17 protein-coding genes are annotated in these 17,068 nt (G+C 41.8%); 11 read left to right on the forward strand and 6 right to left on the reverse strand.

All coding sequences use genetic code 11. From position 1 onward, the window contains the following. The first annotated feature begins 134 nt into the window (after positions 1 to 134). A complete protein-coding gene (locus ACX0HA_RS15295; RefSeq protein WP_458846174.1) occupies positions 135 to 1,085 on the forward strand; it encodes an L-threonine 3-dehydrogenase in 951 nt (316 codons plus the stop codon). Between the two features lie 67 nt (positions 1,086 to 1,152). Here the strand turns inward: ACX0HA_RS15295 and ACX0HA_RS15300 are convergent, their stop codons facing one another. Then, on the reverse strand, positions 1,153 to 1,677 hold the full coding sequence (locus tag ACX0HA_RS15300; protein WP_458846175.1) for a nuclear transport factor 2 family protein: 525 nt from the start codon (positions 1,675 to 1,677) through the stop codon (positions 1,153 to 1,155). A 42-nt stretch (positions 1,678 to 1,719) separates the two neighbouring features. Next, complete coding sequence (locus tag ACX0HA_RS15305) at positions 1,720 to 3,069, reverse strand: ammonium transporter (RefSeq protein ID WP_458846176.1); 1,350 nt, start codon at positions 3,067 to 3,069, stop codon at positions 1,720 to 1,722. Between the two features lie 405 nt (positions 3,070 to 3,474). Between ACX0HA_RS15305 and ACX0HA_RS15310 the strand changes: the two genes are divergently transcribed. Further along, positions 3,475 to 3,714, forward strand: a complete 240-nt coding sequence (locus ACX0HA_RS15310) for a hypothetical protein (RefSeq protein WP_458846177.1) — start codon at positions 3,475 to 3,477, stop codon at positions 3,712 to 3,714. A gap of 135 nt (positions 3,715 to 3,849) precedes the next feature. After that, a complete protein-coding gene (locus tag ACX0HA_RS15315) occupies positions 3,850 to 4,575 on the forward strand; it encodes a PmeII family type II restriction endonuclease (protein ID WP_458846178.1) in 726 nt (241 codons plus the stop codon). On the opposite strand, the gene dcm is transcribed toward ACX0HA_RS15315, so the two are convergent. From dcm to ACX0HA_RS15330, 3 genes are all read right to left on the reverse strand, one after another. Further along, the gene (gene dcm / locus ACX0HA_RS15320) at positions 4,518 to 5,786 is read right to left on the reverse strand and encodes a DNA (cytosine-5-)-methyltransferase (RefSeq protein ID WP_458846179.1); all 1,269 of its coding nucleotides are present in this window, start codon (positions 5,784 to 5,786) and stop codon (positions 4,518 to 4,520) included. The genes ACX0HA_RS15315 and dcm overlap by 58 nt on opposite strands. A gap of 77 nt (positions 5,787 to 5,863) precedes the next feature. Further along, positions 5,864 to 6,424, reverse strand: coding sequence for a very short patch repair endonuclease (locus ACX0HA_RS15325; RefSeq protein WP_458846180.1), 561 nt, complete (start codon positions 6,422 to 6,424; stop codon positions 5,864 to 5,866). After that, the gene (locus ACX0HA_RS15330; RefSeq protein WP_458846181.1) at positions 6,375 to 6,821 is read right to left on the reverse strand and encodes a hypothetical protein; all 447 of its coding nucleotides are present in this window, start codon (positions 6,819 to 6,821) and stop codon (positions 6,375 to 6,377) included. The genes ACX0HA_RS15325 and ACX0HA_RS15330 overlap by 50 nt, the downstream gene beginning before the upstream one ends. Before the next feature lie 150 nt (positions 6,822 to 6,971). On the opposite strand from ACX0HA_RS15330, the gene ACX0HA_RS15335 reads away from it, so the two are divergent. Then, positions 6,972 to 7,184 carry a hypothetical protein gene (locus ACX0HA_RS15335; protein ID WP_458846182.1) on the forward strand — a complete coding sequence of 71 codons (213 nt, stop codon included), beginning with the start codon at positions 6,972 to 6,974 and terminating at the stop codon, positions 7,182 to 7,184. A 93-nt stretch (positions 7,185 to 7,277) separates the two neighbouring features. Here ACX0HA_RS15335 and ACX0HA_RS15340 read toward each other — a convergent pair whose 3' ends face one another. Next, positions 7,278 to 8,774, reverse strand: coding sequence for a tetratricopeptide repeat protein (locus tag ACX0HA_RS15340; protein ID WP_458846183.1), 1,497 nt, complete (start codon positions 8,772 to 8,774; stop codon positions 7,278 to 7,280). A gap of 175 nt (positions 8,775 to 8,949) precedes the next feature. Between ACX0HA_RS15340 and ACX0HA_RS15345 the strand changes: the two genes are divergently transcribed. From ACX0HA_RS15345 to ACX0HA_RS15375, 7 genes are all read left to right on the forward strand, one after another. Next, positions 8,950 to 9,993, forward strand: coding sequence for a ligase-associated DNA damage response exonuclease (locus tag ACX0HA_RS15345; RefSeq protein ID WP_458846184.1), 1,044 nt, complete (start codon positions 8,950 to 8,952; stop codon positions 9,991 to 9,993). After that, a complete protein-coding gene (locus tag ACX0HA_RS15350; RefSeq protein ID WP_458846185.1) occupies positions 9,990 to 11,594 on the forward strand; it encodes an ATP-dependent DNA ligase in 1,605 nt (534 codons plus the stop codon). The genes ACX0HA_RS15345 and ACX0HA_RS15350 overlap by 4 nt, the downstream gene beginning before the upstream one ends. A gap of 75 nt (positions 11,595 to 11,669) precedes the next feature. Next, positions 11,670 to 14,135, forward strand: a complete 2,466-nt coding sequence (locus ACX0HA_RS15355) for a ligase-associated DNA damage response DEXH box helicase (RefSeq protein WP_458846186.1) — start codon at positions 11,670 to 11,672, stop codon at positions 14,133 to 14,135. Between the two features lie 105 nt (positions 14,136 to 14,240). Further along, positions 14,241 to 14,894, forward strand: a complete 654-nt coding sequence (pdeM, locus tag ACX0HA_RS15360) for a ligase-associated DNA damage response endonuclease PdeM (RefSeq protein ID WP_458846187.1) — start codon at positions 14,241 to 14,243, stop codon at positions 14,892 to 14,894. A 605-nt stretch (positions 14,895 to 15,499) separates the two neighbouring features. Next, complete coding sequence (locus tag ACX0HA_RS15365) at positions 15,500 to 16,003, forward strand: DinB family protein (RefSeq protein ID WP_458846188.1); 504 nt, start codon at positions 15,500 to 15,502, stop codon at positions 16,001 to 16,003. An 84-nt stretch (positions 16,004 to 16,087) separates the two neighbouring features. Next, positions 16,088 to 16,681, forward strand: coding sequence for a Crp/Fnr family transcriptional regulator (locus ACX0HA_RS15370; protein WP_458846189.1), 594 nt, complete (start codon positions 16,088 to 16,090; stop codon positions 16,679 to 16,681). Between the two features lie 83 nt (positions 16,682 to 16,764). Further along, complete coding sequence (locus ACX0HA_RS15375) at positions 16,765 to 17,058, forward strand: hypothetical protein (RefSeq protein WP_458846190.1); 294 nt, start codon at positions 16,765 to 16,767, stop codon at positions 17,056 to 17,058. Positions 17,059 to 17,068: the final 10 nt, after the last annotated feature.

Here is a 17,068-nt window from a genome sequence, read left to right on the forward strand (position 1 = left end):
ATAAAATTTCAAGATAATGCATTTGTGAGGCTCACTAAATCACAATCTTTTAAAAAATTGTTGCAACAGGGTGCTGAGTGAATGAAATTCATAATGTGAAAGCATTATATTTGTGCCCTACAAATACAACAACTATGGCAAAGATTTTAATCATAGGCGCTTGCGGCCAAATAGGTACGGAACTGACCAAAAAACTAAGGGAGGTATATGGTACTAATGAAGTAATTGCTTCAGACATACGTAAAGGTGATCCTGAATTTGTGGCTTCCGGGCCATTTGAAGTAGTAAATGCCCTTGATTTTAACCAGATCGAAACTGTAATTGAGAGCAATGGGGTAGAAGAAGTATATCTTATGGCAGCTCTGCTTTCGGCTACTGCCGAAAAGAACCCTGCCTTTGCATGGGATCTTAACATGAACTCACTTTTCCACGTGCTCAACCTGGCTAAAGCAGGCAAGATCAAAAAAATATTCTGGCCTTCGAGTATTGCAGTTTTCGGGCCTACAACTCCAAAACAGAATACGCCGCAATATACAGTAATGGAACCATCAACAGTATATGGAATCTCAAAGCAATCGGGCGAAAGATGGGCTGAATACTATCATAACATTTATGGAGTAGACATTAGAAGCATCCGTTACCCGGGCCTTATCAGTTGGTCTACGCTTCCGGGCGGTGGCACTACTGATTATGCCGTTGATATCTACCACAAAGCTTTGGCTGACGGAAAATATACCTGTTTCCTTAGCGAAGAGACACGTCTGCCAATGATGTACATGGATGACGCTATCCGTGCTACGATCGAGATCATGCAGGCACCTGCTGAGAACATCAAGATACGTTCGTCTTATAACCTGTCGGCTATGGACTTTACGCCAAAAGAAATTGCAGACGCCATCAGAAAAGAAATTCCTGATTTCACGATAGATTATGCACCGGACTTCCGCCAGAAGATTGCTGACAGCTGGCCGCAAAGCATTGATGACAGCAGCGCAAGACAGGACTGGGGCTGGAAACACGACTTTGACCTGAACGCCATGACTACCGATATGCTCGAGCATTTAAGCGAGAAAGTAAATGGCTAATTCCGAATCAGGATTATAAAACAAAAACGCAGATGAATTTCATCTGCGTTTTTGTTTTATAGTGGTTTTACTTCTTCGCTTTCAGTTTCTCAATCAGAGCATCTTCATATTTCGCTTTTATAGGGATTACAGCGTCTGCTGCATCGTTAGGCACCGTCATAGACAGTACATAGTGCTTTATCTTCCATTCCTTGCCCTGTTTTTCAAGGACACCTGAACCCTGGCACACTTTCATCCAGGTATCAAGCAATTCGTCAAACCATGCCGTTTTTCCGTCCTTACTGAAATAAATGTGGCGCTCCAAAGGTTTGAAGTCCCACGCTTTACCTTTATCAAAATAGGGTTTTGAAAAGGCCTCAAAAGCTTTTTTGTTCCAGTTCTCGGTAGCGTCGGTACCAATGTAAATGCCGTCTTCGGCAATTTTCCCGAAATAGCCATTATAGTCACCTTTGGCTGCAGCAACATGCCAGTCGTTAAGCAATGTAGTAATAGCTTTGGTTTCGTCAGTGGTGTTTACGGCAGTCTCCGTAGTAAAGAATGCAGTTGTCGCCACAATTGATGCAACGGATAAGAAAAGGTATAGTTTTTTCATGGATAAGTTTTTGATAAATGTAAAAAAATTATCCCATTCAAATCACCCCAGCATCTCATTGTGCTGCGAAAGATCAAGTCCCAGTTGCTCGGCTTCTTCCGAAACACGTAGTGGAATAAAGAAGTTCGTCACCTTATATAATAGCATTGCGCCAAAGAATGAAAAGGCCGCAACCAAAGCCATTGCCATCATATGATGACTAAAGATGCCCCACCCGCCGTGAAGCAGGCTCGCGTTCTCGCCTTCGGCAAAGATGGCCGTGAGTATCATGCCCATAATACCTCCCACACCGTGGCAGGCAAATACATCGAGGGTGTCATCTATGCGTTTCAGTGGTTTCCAGTTTACCATTGTATTCGATACTATGGCAGCAGCAAAACCAAAAAAGATACTCTTAGGAACTGATACAAATCCCGCAGCGGGCGTGATGGCAACAAGCCCTACAACTGCGCCGATACAAGCTCCCAGTGCCGAGACTTTCCTCCCGTTAAGTCTGTCGAAGAAAACCCAGGTAAGCATGGCCGAAGCCGAAGCAATAGTTGTAGTGGCAAACGCCATGGCAGCGGTATGGTTGGCCGCCAGTGCCGACCCTGCATTAAAGCCAAACCACCCAAACCAAAGCATGCCTGTGCCCAATAATACAAACGGAATGTTGGTAGGAATGTATTCGAGGTGTTTACGCTTACCAAGGCAAAGTACGCCCGCAATAGCCGCAAAACCGGCGCTCATGTGCACTACGGTTCCGCCGGCAAAATCTTTTACGTGAAAGTAACTTCCCAAAAGGCCATTAGGATGCCATACCATGTGGCATAGTGGAGCATAGATAAGAAGCGAGAACAGGCAGATAAATAACAGAAAGGATATAAAACGAATGCGCTCAGCCAGTGCTCCCGTGATAATGGCAGGGGTTATGATGGCAAACTTCATTTGGAAAAGGGCAAATAGTATAAATGGAATTGTCGTTGCCATTTTAGCATGCGGATGCTCGTCGACATAGTCAAAGAAAGCAAAGTCGGACGGATTACCAATGAGTCCATAATGCACACCGCCTATCTCAATACCTAACGGACTGCCGAAAGACAAGCTGAAGCCCACAACGACCCACAGTAGACTTATTACGCCAAGGCAGATAAAACTCTTGAGCATGGTAGAGATCACGTTTTTTTTGCCCACCATGCCACCATAAAAGAATGACAATCCCGGTGTCATGAGCAAAACAAGGCAGGAAGCCGTGAGTAACCATGCCACATCTGATGGTACAATTGAGTCTGTCGAGTTAAATTGTGTCGATTTTTCGGTTACTGTTGCATGCTCCCAAAAAAGTCCGGCTATTGCAACTGCAGCAGTTATTAAAAAGGCGGCTACCCATCGTTTTTCTAATTTCTTTTCCATTTTTACCCTATATTTAATGGGGTTAAAATTATAAAATATAGTAGTATGGTGTGTTTTAGGGTGATATTTTTAGGGGTTTTGTAATTTGCGCCTAAAAATAGATCCGTTTTTTTTCAGATTGTCAGGAATATTAATTTTAAATGTGCTGATGCTAAGAAAAGTTTATAAAAACGGGTGTTAGTCACAATTTGGTGACTTTTTTAAGCAATTAAACTCAAAATGTGCCTTTATGTAAAAATTTGGCAAAATAATTGATAGTTAATGATTTGTTAATTTGAAATCATTCTCAGCGCAACTGCTTGCTAAATAAGTTGTTAATGTTAATAACTTGTTAAAGTAAATTAACATTTGTGTTGAGTATTTTTATAAAATTGTACCATCAATAAACCAATCGCATCCAATCTTATGAACACACTGCAACACACCGTTGAAGACTTTAAACTCTTCGAAGCCATTGCCGACATCGCATTTATTGCCGGGCAAAAGGGTTTCTTCTCAGGCGACTCAAGAACTGACATTGCCGAATTTATACTTTGGGCAAAAGAATTTGAAGGCATGCATGAGGAGACCAACTGGGATGAGATCGATTACCAGGAAGCTATCGAGGCCTTTACGGGTCACAAGCTAAGGGTAGATCTCCAGTAAGCTCAGGTGGCTTAAACCCCAGCGGCTACATTGCTAATTGTCTCTTTGATAATGGCAATGCAGCCGTTTAAGTTTTATGAGGAAATGGATGATTGGAGTAAGATTTCTATTTACATTTGAGGCAAATATATAGAGATGACTGAAAAGGAATTACTTTCAACAATAGTTGAATACTTTAGAGAGAATATTTTCGAACAACACATGAAGGCCAGCTTAAAAATTCATTCTAAGCTAAAATCATATAATATTAACCCTATTGTTGTTAAATATCTTTCAAAAGTATTGGATGATAAATATAGCCCTATGGGTGTTGCCAAAGCGCTTTATTATCCAAGAGTTTTAGGGACATCAATTAATACATCTTTTGGTACGAGAATTCAGATGATGTTTGTTTTGCTTAATATTGCGGAAGGATCTTTAATACCAGGAATGGATATTGAGTTTTTTGATAAAGTTGATGGAAGAAAAAAATGGTGTCAGCTTAAATCGGGGCCAAATACAATTAACTCTGAAGATGTGAAGCCATTGATTAAAAAATTTACTGATACAATTAATCTAGCAAGAACTAATAGCGCATTTAAAGGGATTAGTAATTCAGATTTTATTGTGGGAGTTCTTTATGGTGAAGCTGATCAATTAAGTATGCATTACAAAGCAATTGATAATATTCATCCAGTATACATAGGAGAAAATTTCTGGTACAGAGTTACTGGATTTCCGGATTTTTACAATAAACTGGTTTTAGCGTTGCATGAGACGATATCTAATTTAGATGCTAATGATTTTTTTAATCAAGGTCTTTTTCAACTAGCTGAAGAGATTAAAGATTCCAAATTATTTGAATTTAACTTACCCTCATAATATTGATTTAAAAATTTAATAACGGAATAACCAACTTCCTTCCCTAAATTTACAGGAACAGCATTTCCTATTTGCTTATATTGATGTGCAGCCGAGCCTTTGAATTCCCAATTATCGGGAAATGTTTGGATTCGGGCATATTCCCTTACGGTGAAAGGTCGTGTTTCTTCAGGATGACATCTTTCTGTTTGTTTTTGAGCGGGGCTACAAGTGAGTGTAAGGCAAGGTTCATCCCATCCAATTCTCCTCGCCATTCCGGTTTTTCCACCACCTAAGTAAAAACTCTTACCCATAAATTGTTTTTGCAATTCTATTGGTAAATCACGCCAATAGCCTTTTTGAGGAACAAGTTCAAGCACTTCTTTTTTGCTATTAGGGTATTTCGCTCCGATGGATTGTGGTACATCTGAATCAAAAAGTTTTCCTTTTTTTAAAGCATCTGAAAGATTGTATATTTTTTTATAGGGCTTTGGATATTCATAATTGATTTCAATATCCTTTCTCACGCCAACTAATATTAGTCGTTCTCTTTTCTGAGGTACATTATAATTAATTGCTTTTAAAACTTGAACTGGCATAACTCTATATCCTATTTCATCTAAAATGGAGATCATGCCTTGTAGCGTATTTCCATTGTCATGATTTAGTAGGCCTTTTACATTTTCACCCACGCAGATCAAGGGTTTGACTTCATTTACCGCACGTGCAAATTCATAAAATAAAGTACCCCTTGCGTCCTCAAGGCCGAGTCTTTTTCCTGCATAACTAAATGATTGACATGGAAATCCGCCAGTAACGATATCCACTTCATTCTCATATTTTGAGAAGTCAAAATTTTTTATATCTCCCTCCAAAACATTCCAGTTTGGTCTATTAGAGCGAAGAGTTTGGCAAGCCCATTTGTCAATTTCATTTAGGGCAACACATTTAATGCCTGCTTGTTCTAAACCTATTGCAAGCCCCCCTGCGCCCGCGAACAACTCTAGGACTGTGTAATTATTATGTGGCTCAATTTTGTTTGAAATTTCATTTCCATAAATTTCAGCAGAATCGTCAGTGAAAGGTAATAACAATTCAGGCGTGTAATATCTGTGATTGCTAATTGGCTCACGAAAAGCAACCAACTTTCCTTCTTCATCCCACCTTCTTAAGGTTTTTGAGCTTTTATCTATTAATTTTGATGCTTCAGATACTGTATATTTTTTACTCATAACCAAGTTGGACAAAGTTGTACATTGGTTACAAATTTAAATATAAAAACTCAAAATAAAAAAATATTTTATCGAATTTATATGGGGTTAAGAAAAAATATTTTGTTATGAGAATCTATAATTTCTGTTTCTATTTTTCTTACACAAGGCCGTACATTTCTTTTGATTTCTAAACTCCAAAATCTCATGACTTTCCAACCTTTTGATAACAAATATTCATTTACCATTTTGTCACGAAGCATATTGCGTTCAATTTTTGATATCCAATATTCGCGATTATCTTTCAATTTTAATTTCTTTTCTTCCCAATTAAACCCATGGAAAAACTCACTATCAATGAATATTGCTATTTTATATTTTTGGAAAACCAAATCAGGTGACCCAAAAAATCTTTTGTCATTCTTTCTATATCTGTATCCTTTATGCCATAATGATTTTGCTAAAGTAACTTCAGCAGAAGTATTTTTGCTTTTAATAGCACGCATTATTTTGCTTCTTTGCTCCCTTTTCATTATCTCATCCATAATTTTATAAATGCAATATATATGCCAAAACACAAAAAAAAACCGGCCTGAGCCGGTTTTCCTTTTAATGCCTTCCATGGCCTCTGCCACGGTGGTCATCGCGATGATCGTCATGATGTTTGTCGTGGTGACGGTTATCATGCCTGTAATGTTTAGAAGGCTTATATTTTGTTTTGTATGGCTTGTAGTGAGTATAAGGAGAAGCACCATAATAGTTGTTCACCATTACTTTTGGCCCTCGGTACAGGTCATATCTCCTGTAAGCAACGGGCAGGTAGGTACGGCGTGCCCAGCGTCCGTTGTCCATATAGATGTAGTGTCTCGTGTTGCAGTCGTAGTAGGTCTGGATCTCCGGGAGGTAATAGTATCGCACTTCGGTGTGTACCGGCGGTGGAGGTGCCCATGCGGGAGGCGAACCTATATTTACATTAAGCCCAACAGATACCTGTGCCTGTGTGCTGCCTGAAACAATAAGTGTTATTGCGATCAGTATGGTGTTTAGTGTTCTCATTTCTTTTTCGATTTAGATTGTTAGTTACAAGCCTAAATCCAACATCTGTGCCAATTCAGATGTGTTATGAAATTTTTAGGAATTCTGCAATTGGTGTAAAACACGAAAATTATTACTAAATTTACGCTACTACTTAAAAATCTGCCATTTATGGAAACCAAAAAAGAGCTTACCGAAAAGATATTAAAGATTACCGTACTTATCCAGGAACGCTATCCGCAGCTCTCCAAATACCTGAGTGAAGTACAGGAAACCCTTCCGACACTGGAGCACCCTGAAGTGGATGCCGATGCACTTGGCAAATATTACCAAACGCTGGAAGAAATGCTGAAAGACTATCTTGAACAGCATCCTGAATTGTAATTCACTGGTTTAAAGTTTAAGTTTTAAAGTTGGCAGCCAGTGTGTTTATGGATGCTCAATTGGTGCTGATTTATGTAATTTGTGGCTACGGAGTTACCGCGTTAATTCAGCAAGAAAATCCTCTACCGATTCATATTTATCAGCAGGAAGTTTTTTCTTTAATCTCATTTTGCAGACGCGTACGCTTTGGGGAGAAATACCTAATATGTTGGCCATATCCTTGCTGTTAAGTTCAAGGCGCATGAGTACCAACAGACGTGTTTCGGCTTCGGTAAGTTGTATGCCGTTTGCTTTAATTCGGGCAAAAAAGCCCGGGTAAATAGCCATAAATCGTGCTCTGAACGTTTCCCAGTCATCATCTGTAAGTATCTTTTGTTCCAGTAATATGGCGATTTCTTCTTCCGTAGGGTTGACCGGAACCTCAGTTTCCGTCGTTTCTTCTTGCAGGCTGCTGATGACCGCATTCTTTTTCGAAAGGTCAATGATATATGTTTTCAGTTCCTGTTCCTTAATCTCAATAATCTGTTGCGAATTTAACAGCTCCAGTTCCAGCTGTCGCTTTTTGAAACGCATTATCGAAAAATATCGGTAGACAAAGAAGCCTATAAGCACCAACAATACTACTATGCCTGCTATTATAACCAAAAGTTGGTTTTTGGCAATTTCTTTCTCTTTCTGCAGATTATCTATACGCAGGTTCTTGACTTCCATTCCCAGTTTTGCCTGGTTTTTGGCCAGTTGCTTATCTTGGTTTTTGTACATGATCTCTGCCGTAAGATCATAATGCTTTTTAAAATAATACAACGCGGAATCGTTCCTGTGTAGCTTTTCGTGCAGCCAGCTCAGTTCTAAACAGGCCTCGCTTATCCTGACTTTGTTGCCCAGTTTATAGCTCAGCTTCAGCGCAAGGTGTGCCGGTTTTAACGCTTTGTTTATAGCTCCTTTTTCCCGGTATACAGAGGCGAGATTCTGAAAAGCAATGGCCTCTCCTTCGGGATATTCTTTTGGGTTGCAATAACCTAATGAAAGAAAGTAATTGTCTAATGCAGCATCCAGCTGTCCGCTGGCACGGTACAGCTGCCCCTGATTGTTATAGGCTATGGCGAGACTGCGCGAATCGTTCAGTTCTTTAAACAGGGCTATGGCTTTGTTATTATGTTCAAAAGCCTCATCAAATTTTTTCTCCTGTTTTAATATCAGTGACTGGTTGGTATGTGTAAGTCCAAGTAACGATTTATCACCTAATTGTTCCGCTATTACTGAAGCCTCTTTGTAACATTCCATCGCAGCATCGTTATTGCCCATGCTCCAGTTAACGAGTCCCATGTTGTTAAGCAACGTGCCTATAAGTACGGTGTCTTTATTCTTTTTTGCCAGATTATAGGATTTCGTGAAATGCTCAAGGGCATCAGAGTAATTTCCTTTCTGCCATTGGTTGATACCTTTGTTGTTTTCTCCTTCGGTGGTACGCATCGATTGGGTAATTCCAACTGTAGCCTTGTGTTTTTCGTCTTTAGTGCATGAAGCAAAAAACAGCATTATTATGCAGGTAAATACTATATGGGGTAGTGTAATTATAATTTTTTTCATGCTGTGCCAAATTTACATTTTAAGCGCACTAAATTGCAATAGCAGGCTGCTTATTATTTCAAATCCTGAAAAGATTAACAATTTTATTTTCGTTTAACAAAAGTTAAACTTCCCTGAAATGCATAGTGTAATCAGTGTAGCGGTCGTAACTTTATGAGGCCGCTAAAAATGATTTATGAAACAACCCCTCCTGGCTTTTAACGATAAAGGTATCTATTGTGCCAAGGCCAATGTGTATCTCGACCCATGGCGGCCGGTAGATAATGCTATCATCACGCATGGCCACAGTGACCACGCCCGTTGGGGGCATAAATACTATATTACCCATCATATGAATGTGCCTATCATAAGGCATCGCCTTGGCGAAATTACCGTAACCGGAAAAGACTGGGCAGAAACCTTTACCATAAACGGGGTAAAATTCTCTTTTCATCCCGCGGGACACATTATAGGCAGTGCACAGGTGCGCGTTGAATATAAAGGGGAGGTGTGGGTCTTTACCGGTGACTACAAAACCGAAGATGACGGAATATCTACTCCTTATGAAGTTGTAAAATGCCACACATTTATTACCGAAAATACCTTTGGGCTTCCTGCCTTTAAATGGACTCCTCAGGCAGAAGTAATGACTGAGGTAAACAATTGGTGGGCACAGAATAAGGCCGAAGGCAAGACCTCAATCCTCTTTGGATATACGCTGGGCAAAGCCCAAAGGCTGCTCAAATATTTAGATACTGATATTGGAAAAATATACACCCATGGTGCTGTGGAGAATATGACCGAAGTATTGCGTCCTATGGTCGATTTCCCTCCAACGACTCTAATTACACGAGATACAAAAAAAGAAGATATTGCTGGAAATATTGTCCTGGCACCGCCTAGTGCACATGGCAGTCCTTGGATTCGCCGAATGACACCTTTTGTTACCGGATCGGCAAGCGGGTGGATGGCTTTTCGAGGGGCAAGGCGACGAAGGGCTATTGACAAAGGATTTGTACTGAGCGACCATTGCGACTGGCAGGGACTGCTTGACAGTATAAAAGCCACCGGTGCAGAAAAGATACTTTGTACCCACGGGTATAGTGATATATTTTCGGCCTATTTGCGCGAACAGGGCTACGATGCCCGTACCGAACATACCCAGTATGAAGGCGACGAAGGTGATGCTGAACTAAAAACGCCGGCTGAGATTAGCGAAGAGGAAGGAGGCGACGCATGAGGAATTTTGCCGAACTCATAAAAGCATTGGACAGTTCCAACAAAACATCGGTAAAGGTGGATGCACTGACTGAATACTTTCGTAATGCGAGTGATCCTGATAAAGTATGGACGATTGCAATACTATCGCACCGCCGGCCTCCAAGGCCGGTAAATACAACACTCTTGCGAATATGGGCGGCCGAACTGGCTAACATTCCGTTATGGCTGTTTGAGGAATCGTACCATATTGTGGGAGATTTGGCAGAGACGATAGCTCTTGTTATTCCTACCTCCAAAGAGCATTCCGATAAGAGCCTGACCGAGTATGTTCAGGATATGATCGCCCTGAAAAAGAAAACCGACGAAGAGAAACGAGAGTATCTGCATACCAACTGGCTTGCTCTGAATTACTATGAACGGTTTGTTTTTACCAAATTGATTACAGGAAGCTTCCGGATTGGCGTAAGCCAAAAACTGATGACCCGCGCACTATCTAAAGCTACAGGGGTTGACGAGGATATTCTTGCCTACAAACTTATGGGCGACTGGAATCCTGATCGTATCAGCTTTCAGGATTTGGTGTTAGAAGAAAAAGCGCAGGACTTTCAGTCGAAACCTTACCCTTTTTATCTTGCGTATGCCATAGAAGGCGAACCGGAATCGCTGGGGGATGTCTCCCAATGGAGTGCCGAACATAAATGGGATGGTATCCGTTCGCAGACGATAGTACGCAACGGGCACCTTTATGTATGGAGCCGTGGGGAAGAACTGGTGACCGATAAGTATCCCGAGTTCAACAGTTTTTTAGGGTTGATTCCTGATGGCACCGTAATCGATGGTGAAATACTGCCCTGGGTTGATGACGCTATAGGAAGTTTTAATGACCTGCAAACAAGAATTGGCCGCAAGACCGTTTCGCCCGCATTGCTCAAAAAAACTCCGGTCATCATTAAAGCATACGACCTGCTGGAATGGAATGGTGAAGACATCCGTCAGAAGCCTTTTGAAGAACGCAGGCAGTTGCTTGAGAAATTATATGAAAATGTAAAAACATTTGCTTTGCCCTTACAGCTTTCGGAAAGGATAACTTTTAATAATTGGACCGATGCCCAGCCTGAAAAGCAAAAGGCACGTGAACTGCGAAGTGAGGGTTTAATGTTCAAACGAAAAGATTCTCCCTATCTCGTTGGCCGCAAGAAGGGTGACTGGTGGAAATGGAAACTCGACCCGTTTGCCATTGATGCCGTGCTTACTTATGCCATGCGCGGCAGCGGAAGGCGTTCTAACCTTTTTACCGATTATACGTTTGCATTGTGGCAAACTAATGAAGACGGAACGCGGGAACTTGTCACTTTTGCCAAAGCCTATTCAGGACTGACCGATGCTGAATTCCGCCAGGTAGACGATTATATTAAAAAGAATACGTTGGAACGTTTCGGGCCGGTGCGCAGTGTAGTACCAAAGCTGGTGTTTGAGATAGGATTTGAAGGGATATCCCTCTCGGGGAGGCATAAAAGTGGTGTGGCAACACGCTTTCCGCGAATACTGCGCTGGCGCCACGACAAAACTATTGAAGAAGCCAATACTATTGAAGATTTGAAAGACATGATTCCGAAGTAGCGCGTTTTGTGATTGCGAGGAGGTAAGCGCTCCGCAAGCTCCTTCGCAATGACAGATCGATTATGATATACAAACATGAACAGGGAACAATTATACGACATAGCAACTGGCTGGTTTGAAGGCCGCGGATGGAAACCATTTCCCTTTCAGACACAAACCTGGACCGCTTTCCTGCAAGGAAAACATGGCCTGCTGAACGCGCCCACCGGGAGTGGAAAGACCTATGCCATGTGGTTTCCCATAGTATTGGACTATATTAAAAGTAACCCTGATTATAAGACAAAACATAAACCCGGACTGAAAGCAATTTGGATTACGCCATTACGCGCACTATCCATCGAAATAAAGCAGGCTGCCGAACGGGTGGCAGATGATCTTGGGACACAGCTTACCGTAGGAGTGCGAACTGGAGATACCACTTCGGCAGAGCGCAGCAGGCAGAAGACAAAAATGCCAGACCTGCTCATTACCACGCCGGAGAGCCTTCAGCTATTACTGGCCTCAAAAGGGTATGATGCCGTGTTTAAGGGATGTAGTGCTATCATCATTGACGAGTGGCACGAACTCTTAGGCACCAAACGCGGCGTTCAGGTAGAACTGGCACTGTCCAGATTGAAAGCCATTGCCCCTAAGCTGCGTATTTGGGGAATATCTGCAACTATTGGCAACCTGCAGCAGGCTATGGAAGTGCTGCTTGGACCGGAGTCGAAAGCACTGGAAAACGCCACCCTTATCAGGGCACACATCAACAAAAAGATAAACGTACTTTCTATAATCCCCGATAAGATGGATGCCTACCCCTGGAGGGGGCACATGGGATTACATTTGATTGATGAAGTTGCCAAAATAATAAAACAAAGTCGTACGACACTGATATTTACCAATGTACGGGCGCAGTGTGAAATATGGTTTCAGGCCCTGCTGGATAAATATCCCGAATTTGCGGGAGACATGGCCATGCACCACGGCAGCATCAGCAGGGAAACGCGGCAATGGGTAGAGCAGGCCATTCGCGATGAGCAGCTGCGTGCGGTAGTATGTACCTCAAGTCTCGATTTGGGAGTCGACTTTGCACCTGTTGAAACCGTAATACAGATAGGTGGCCCGAAAGGCGTAGCCCGATTCTTGCAGCGTGCCGGCCGTAGCGGTCACCGTCCCGGACAGGAGAGCAACATTTACTTTTTGGCGACGCATGCGATAGAGCTGGTGGAGGCCTCGGCACTAAAAAGGGCAGTGCAGGAAACGGTGGTAGAAGACCGCGTGCCTTATCTGAACAGTTGGGATGTATTAATACAATACCTTGTTACCCTTTCGGTATCTGACGGATTTTATCCCGACGTGATATTTAAGGAAGTAAAAAGCACTTTTTGTTTTCAGGGGATAACAGCTGAAGAATGGCAATTTTGCTTAAACTTCATTACCAAGGGCAGCCAAAGCCTTCAGGCGTATGACGAATACAAAAAGGTAGAGATAGAAGCAGACGGCAAATTTAAAGTGCAAAGTAAAGCGGTTGCCTTGCGACACCGTATGCAAATGGGTACCATTGTAGGCGATGCAGTCATGAATGTAAAATACTTTAGCGGTGGTTTTATCGGTACTATTGAAGAATGGTTTATCTCTAAACTCAATCCTGGCGATGTATTTATTTTTGCCGGTCGTAAACTTGAACTTCGACGTATAAAAAATACAGAAGTACTGGTAAGTCGTGCCGACCCCGGCGCTAAGGCAAAACATGCCAGCTGGATGGGAGGCAGGATGACCCTATCGGCCCAAATGAGTGAGCTGTTGCGCGAAGAGCTGTATGCTGCTAATGGGCATGATATGTCTAAAGAGCTGCGTTCGCTTTCGCCTATGTTCAAACGTCAGCGAAAGGAATCGATAGTACCGCAGGCAAATGAATTTTTGATAGAGACCTTTAAGACGCGTGAAGGTCATCATGCGATATTCTATCCGTTTGAAGGGCGCTATGTACACGAAGCATTAGCCAGTTTAATGGCCTATCGCATCAGCCTGCTGTCGCCAATTAGTTTTTCCCTGGCTTACAATGACTATGGGTTTGAATTGCTCTCGGATAAAGAAATAGACATGCAGCAGGTTTTGGACAACGAACTATTTACACCACAGTACCTGCATCACGATTTACAGGCCAGCCTTAACGCGACCGAAATGGCAAGGCGAAAATTCAGGGATATAGCCGTTATTGCCGGACTGGTTTTTACCGGTTATCCCGGCAAAATTGTCAAGACCAAGCACCTGCAAAGCAGTTCGCAGCTTATTTTTGAGGTGTTCCGTGACTATGAGCCTGATAATTTGTTATTTCAGCAGGCCTATCGTGAGACCTTTGAGCACCAGCTGGAAGAAGGCCGCCTGATAATAGCGCTGGAACGCATACAGCAGCAGGAAATAGTATGGAAGCAATGCGAAAAGCCAACGCCTTTCAGCTTTCCTATCATAACCGACCGATTGCGGGAAAGGCTTACCAGTGAAACGCTCGCCGAGAGGATAAAGAAAATGACCGCGAGTTATATGAAGGGGAGTTAGAAGTATTGAGAAAAGCTATTTTAATCTCCTGCAAGGTTTTCAAAACCTTGTAGGTATAAATGTAAAACCTACAAGGTACTCCAGACCTTGCAGGTTAAGAACAAAATGACATTAGAAACCACCATAAACAATAACACATTTGTATTGCACTGCTCGGGCGCTATGTACTGGGTAGAGAAACGCATGCTCCTCATCAGCGATGTGCATTTGGGAAAGATCTCGCACTTCAGGAAGTACGGCTCGGCATTGCCGGGAGGGGCTATGTTTCAAAACTTTGTAAAGCTGGATAACGCTGTGGAGTATTTTAATCCTGAAAGTATCTGTTTTTTAGGCGACCTTTTTCACAGTACGCTTAATAACGAATGGCTGCTTTTTGAAGAATGGACACAGCGTACACAATTGCCTATAATCCTGGTCGCGGGCAACCACGATATCATTTCACCTTACAAATATGAAGAGTTAGGTATAACCGTTGTAAGCGAATGGACTATTGACGGTTTCCTGCTGAGGCACGATCCTGAAGAAAGGGTAAATTTTTATACGATATCGGGACATATACATCCGGCTGTATTGCTCGCAGGTAAAGGCAGGCAGTTCTTAAAGCTGCCATGTTTCTTTTGCATGCCAAACCAACTCATATTACCTGCCTTTGGCGAATTTACCGGAACTTACGTTATGGAACCTAAAGAAGAAGACAGAGTATATGTGATAACAAAAGAAGATGTTGTTGAGGTGCAAAAAAGCAGACCGGTCAATTGAGTATAAATAAAAAACCTGTAGTTGGGAAAGACTACAGGTAAGAATATGTTGGACGCGGTTGGGGGCAGCATTCTTATTAAATTTAAGCCCCTTTAAGCTATTAAAGGGGCTCGCTGAAACCTAAAATTAACTATCGTAGTTTATGTTTTGCTTCGGTAAGTACTAAATATTCCCCAACAATATTTTTCCTTATCCTTAGGCATGGTAAAAGTATGTCTAGTAACCGTAAAAATGAATAAAAAGGCGTTGACAAGCGTGTTGACAATCCATGTGTAACTCTTATTGTTACTGTAAGTCAGTTGTTTAAAAATTCACTTTTTGGTGAATTAAATATCGTTACGTTATCGCAACCTGCAACAACCTGCATACTATTATTTACAGATAAGCTATTTACCTATCGTAAACTGAAATTCTAAGCAAATTGTTTTATTTGCCGGAATTTGTTTTTCCACTGCCGCATCATTGCTTGTTGTGATAATGAGTATTCCCCAAAAAAAACTTCCTCAAAAAAAAATTGCTTTCTAAAAACCTGTTGACATAGGGCTGTCACTTGGCACTCCTAAATTTGCTTCATAATCATCATCAAACATTTAAAATTTAAAATTATGGAAACTAAAACAGCAACATCAACAGTAATTTCTTCAGAAGCATTATTAAAACACTGGCAGGGGCACAGAGCGCTTACCCGCAGAACAATTGAGGCTTTTCCTGAAAAAGAACTCTTTACATTCGCCATAGGGGGGATGAGGACGTTCTCTCAGCTGGCAATGGAAATAATCGACCTTTCTAATCCGGGCATACTTGGGCTTGTAACAAATGTATGGAAAGACATGGCCGACCTGCCGCATCACTCAGGTGTAGGCATGCCAACAACTAAAGAAGACCTGCTGGCTCTTTGGGACGAGACAACTAAAGTAATAGATACGCTTTGGGTACAAATGACTCCGGAACGTTTTCAGGAAACGACCATCGCATTCGGACAATATCCGGGTCCTGTATACGGAACGTTATTATACTTTATAGATAATGAGATACACCACCGCGGACAGGGGTATGTATACCTGCGTGCGTTGGGCATTGAGCCACCTTATTTCTGGGAAAGGCCATAATACTGAGTTCATCATCAATCAATTACAATAAAAGCCGCCATAAAGCGGCTTTTATTTTTACCTTTACCTCACTAATCTTTACCCATGATAAACGAAAGTGTACTGTTAGAATTTGGTGCCCGCAAACTCCACATTAAAAAAGGGGAGACACTTTTTTATGCAGGAGAAAAGCCTAAATACTACTATCAGGTAACTGCCGGCGAGGTAAAGATGAATAATTTTAACGATGAGGGCAAGGAGTTTATTCAGGGGATATTTACCCCGGGAATGAGTTTTGGTGAACCGCCACTCTTTATTGACAAACCTTATCCGGCGAATGCCGAAGCCATTACCGATGCCGAAGTGCTGCTAATGTCTAAAGAAGCTTTCTTTGAGATGCTTCGCAAAAATCCCGACGTTAATCTTGCCATGAGTGTTGCGCTTTCGCAGCGCCTTTATTTTAAATCGATAATGGCATCGGAGCTATCATCTCAGGATGCCGAGCACCGCATTATTAAGCTTATCGACTATTTTAAAGAGATTGTTGGCCTTAAGCCGGAAGAACAATACAAGGTAGCATTAACCCGCCAGCAGATAGCCGACCTTACCGGTCTGCGCGTGGAAACCGTGATTCGTGCCATAAAGACTTTAGAGAAAAAAGGCTTCCTGACCATTACCGACAGAAAAATTTTCAGATAATTTTTCTTCTTATGATGTAGGTCATAAACCCCACCCTTACACCCGCCATAACTTTGTGTATATAAATTATAATACACTTAGTCATGAGCACTTATCAAAAATATTTAGACAATTATGCAAGGGGTTACATAGGTTTTAACACCATTGCTATTTTATTCCAGAGTTGTTGGGGTTCTGCCGTAGCAATGTATGTTTTGAAAAACGGAACTTCTCCCGCCCAGATGGTGCAGTTGTTCTTTGTTGTTATACTGTGTATGATCTTTAACGGTAGCGTATTGTCTCAGCAAAAACCCAAAGTTGTTTTTAACCTGCTGCTTGCGAGCGTGTTTATAAACACCATTATTCTTATAGCCAATATATTCTTTATCCACCCATAATTTTAAATAT

Source organism: Flavobacterium hauense (assembly GCF_054457175.1).

What these genes read in the sequence shown, in the direction of transcription:
- ACX0HA_RS15295 (WP_458846174.1), top strand. Translation starts at nt 135, where the DNA reads ATGGCAAAGATTTTAATCATAGGCGCTTGCGGCCAAATAGGTACGGAA.
- ACX0HA_RS15300 (WP_458846175.1), bottom strand. Translation starts at nt 1,677, where the DNA reads ATGAAAAAACTATACCTTTTCTTATCCGTTGCATCAATTGTGGCGACA.
- ACX0HA_RS15305 (WP_458846176.1), bottom strand. Translation starts at nt 3,069, where the DNA reads ATGGAAAAGAAATTAGAAAAACGATGGGTAGCCGCCTTTTTAATAACT.
- ACX0HA_RS15310 (WP_458846177.1), top strand. Translation starts at nt 3,475, where the DNA reads ATGAACACACTGCAACACACCGTTGAAGACTTTAAACTCTTCGAAGCC.
- ACX0HA_RS15315 (WP_458846178.1), top strand. Translation starts at nt 3,850, where the DNA reads ATGACTGAAAAGGAATTACTTTCAACAATAGTTGAATACTTTAGAGAG.
- dcm (WP_458846179.1), bottom strand. Translation starts at nt 5,786, where the DNA reads ATGAGTAAAAAATATACAGTATCTGAAGCATCAAAATTAATAGATAAA.
- ACX0HA_RS15325 (WP_458846180.1), bottom strand. Translation starts at nt 6,424, where the DNA reads ATGACGATCATCGCGATGACCACCGTGGCAGAGGCCATGGAAGGCATT.
- ACX0HA_RS15330 (WP_458846181.1), bottom strand. Translation starts at nt 6,821, where the DNA reads ATGAGAACACTAAACACCATACTGATCGCAATAACACTTATTGTTTCA.
- ACX0HA_RS15335 (WP_458846182.1), top strand. Translation starts at nt 6,972, where the DNA reads ATGGAAACCAAAAAAGAGCTTACCGAAAAGATATTAAAGATTACCGTA.
- ACX0HA_RS15340 (WP_458846183.1), bottom strand. Translation starts at nt 8,774, where the DNA reads ATGAAAAAAATTATAATTACACTACCCCATATAGTATTTACCTGCATA.
- ACX0HA_RS15345 (WP_458846184.1), top strand. Translation starts at nt 8,950, where the DNA reads ATGAAACAACCCCTCCTGGCTTTTAACGATAAAGGTATCTATTGTGCC.
- ACX0HA_RS15350 (WP_458846185.1), top strand. Translation starts at nt 9,990, where the DNA reads ATGAGGAATTTTGCCGAACTCATAAAAGCATTGGACAGTTCCAACAAA.
- ACX0HA_RS15355 (WP_458846186.1), top strand. Translation starts at nt 11,670, where the DNA reads ATGAACAGGGAACAATTATACGACATAGCAACTGGCTGGTTTGAAGGC.
- pdeM (WP_458846187.1), top strand. Translation starts at nt 14,241, where the DNA reads ATGACATTAGAAACCACCATAAACAATAACACATTTGTATTGCACTGC.
- ACX0HA_RS15365 (WP_458846188.1), top strand. Translation starts at nt 15,500, where the DNA reads ATGGAAACTAAAACAGCAACATCAACAGTAATTTCTTCAGAAGCATTA.
- ACX0HA_RS15370 (WP_458846189.1), top strand. Translation starts at nt 16,088, where the DNA reads ATGATAAACGAAAGTGTACTGTTAGAATTTGGTGCCCGCAAACTCCAC.
- ACX0HA_RS15375 (WP_458846190.1), top strand. Translation starts at nt 16,765, where the DNA reads ATGAGCACTTATCAAAAATATTTAGACAATTATGCAAGGGGTTACATA.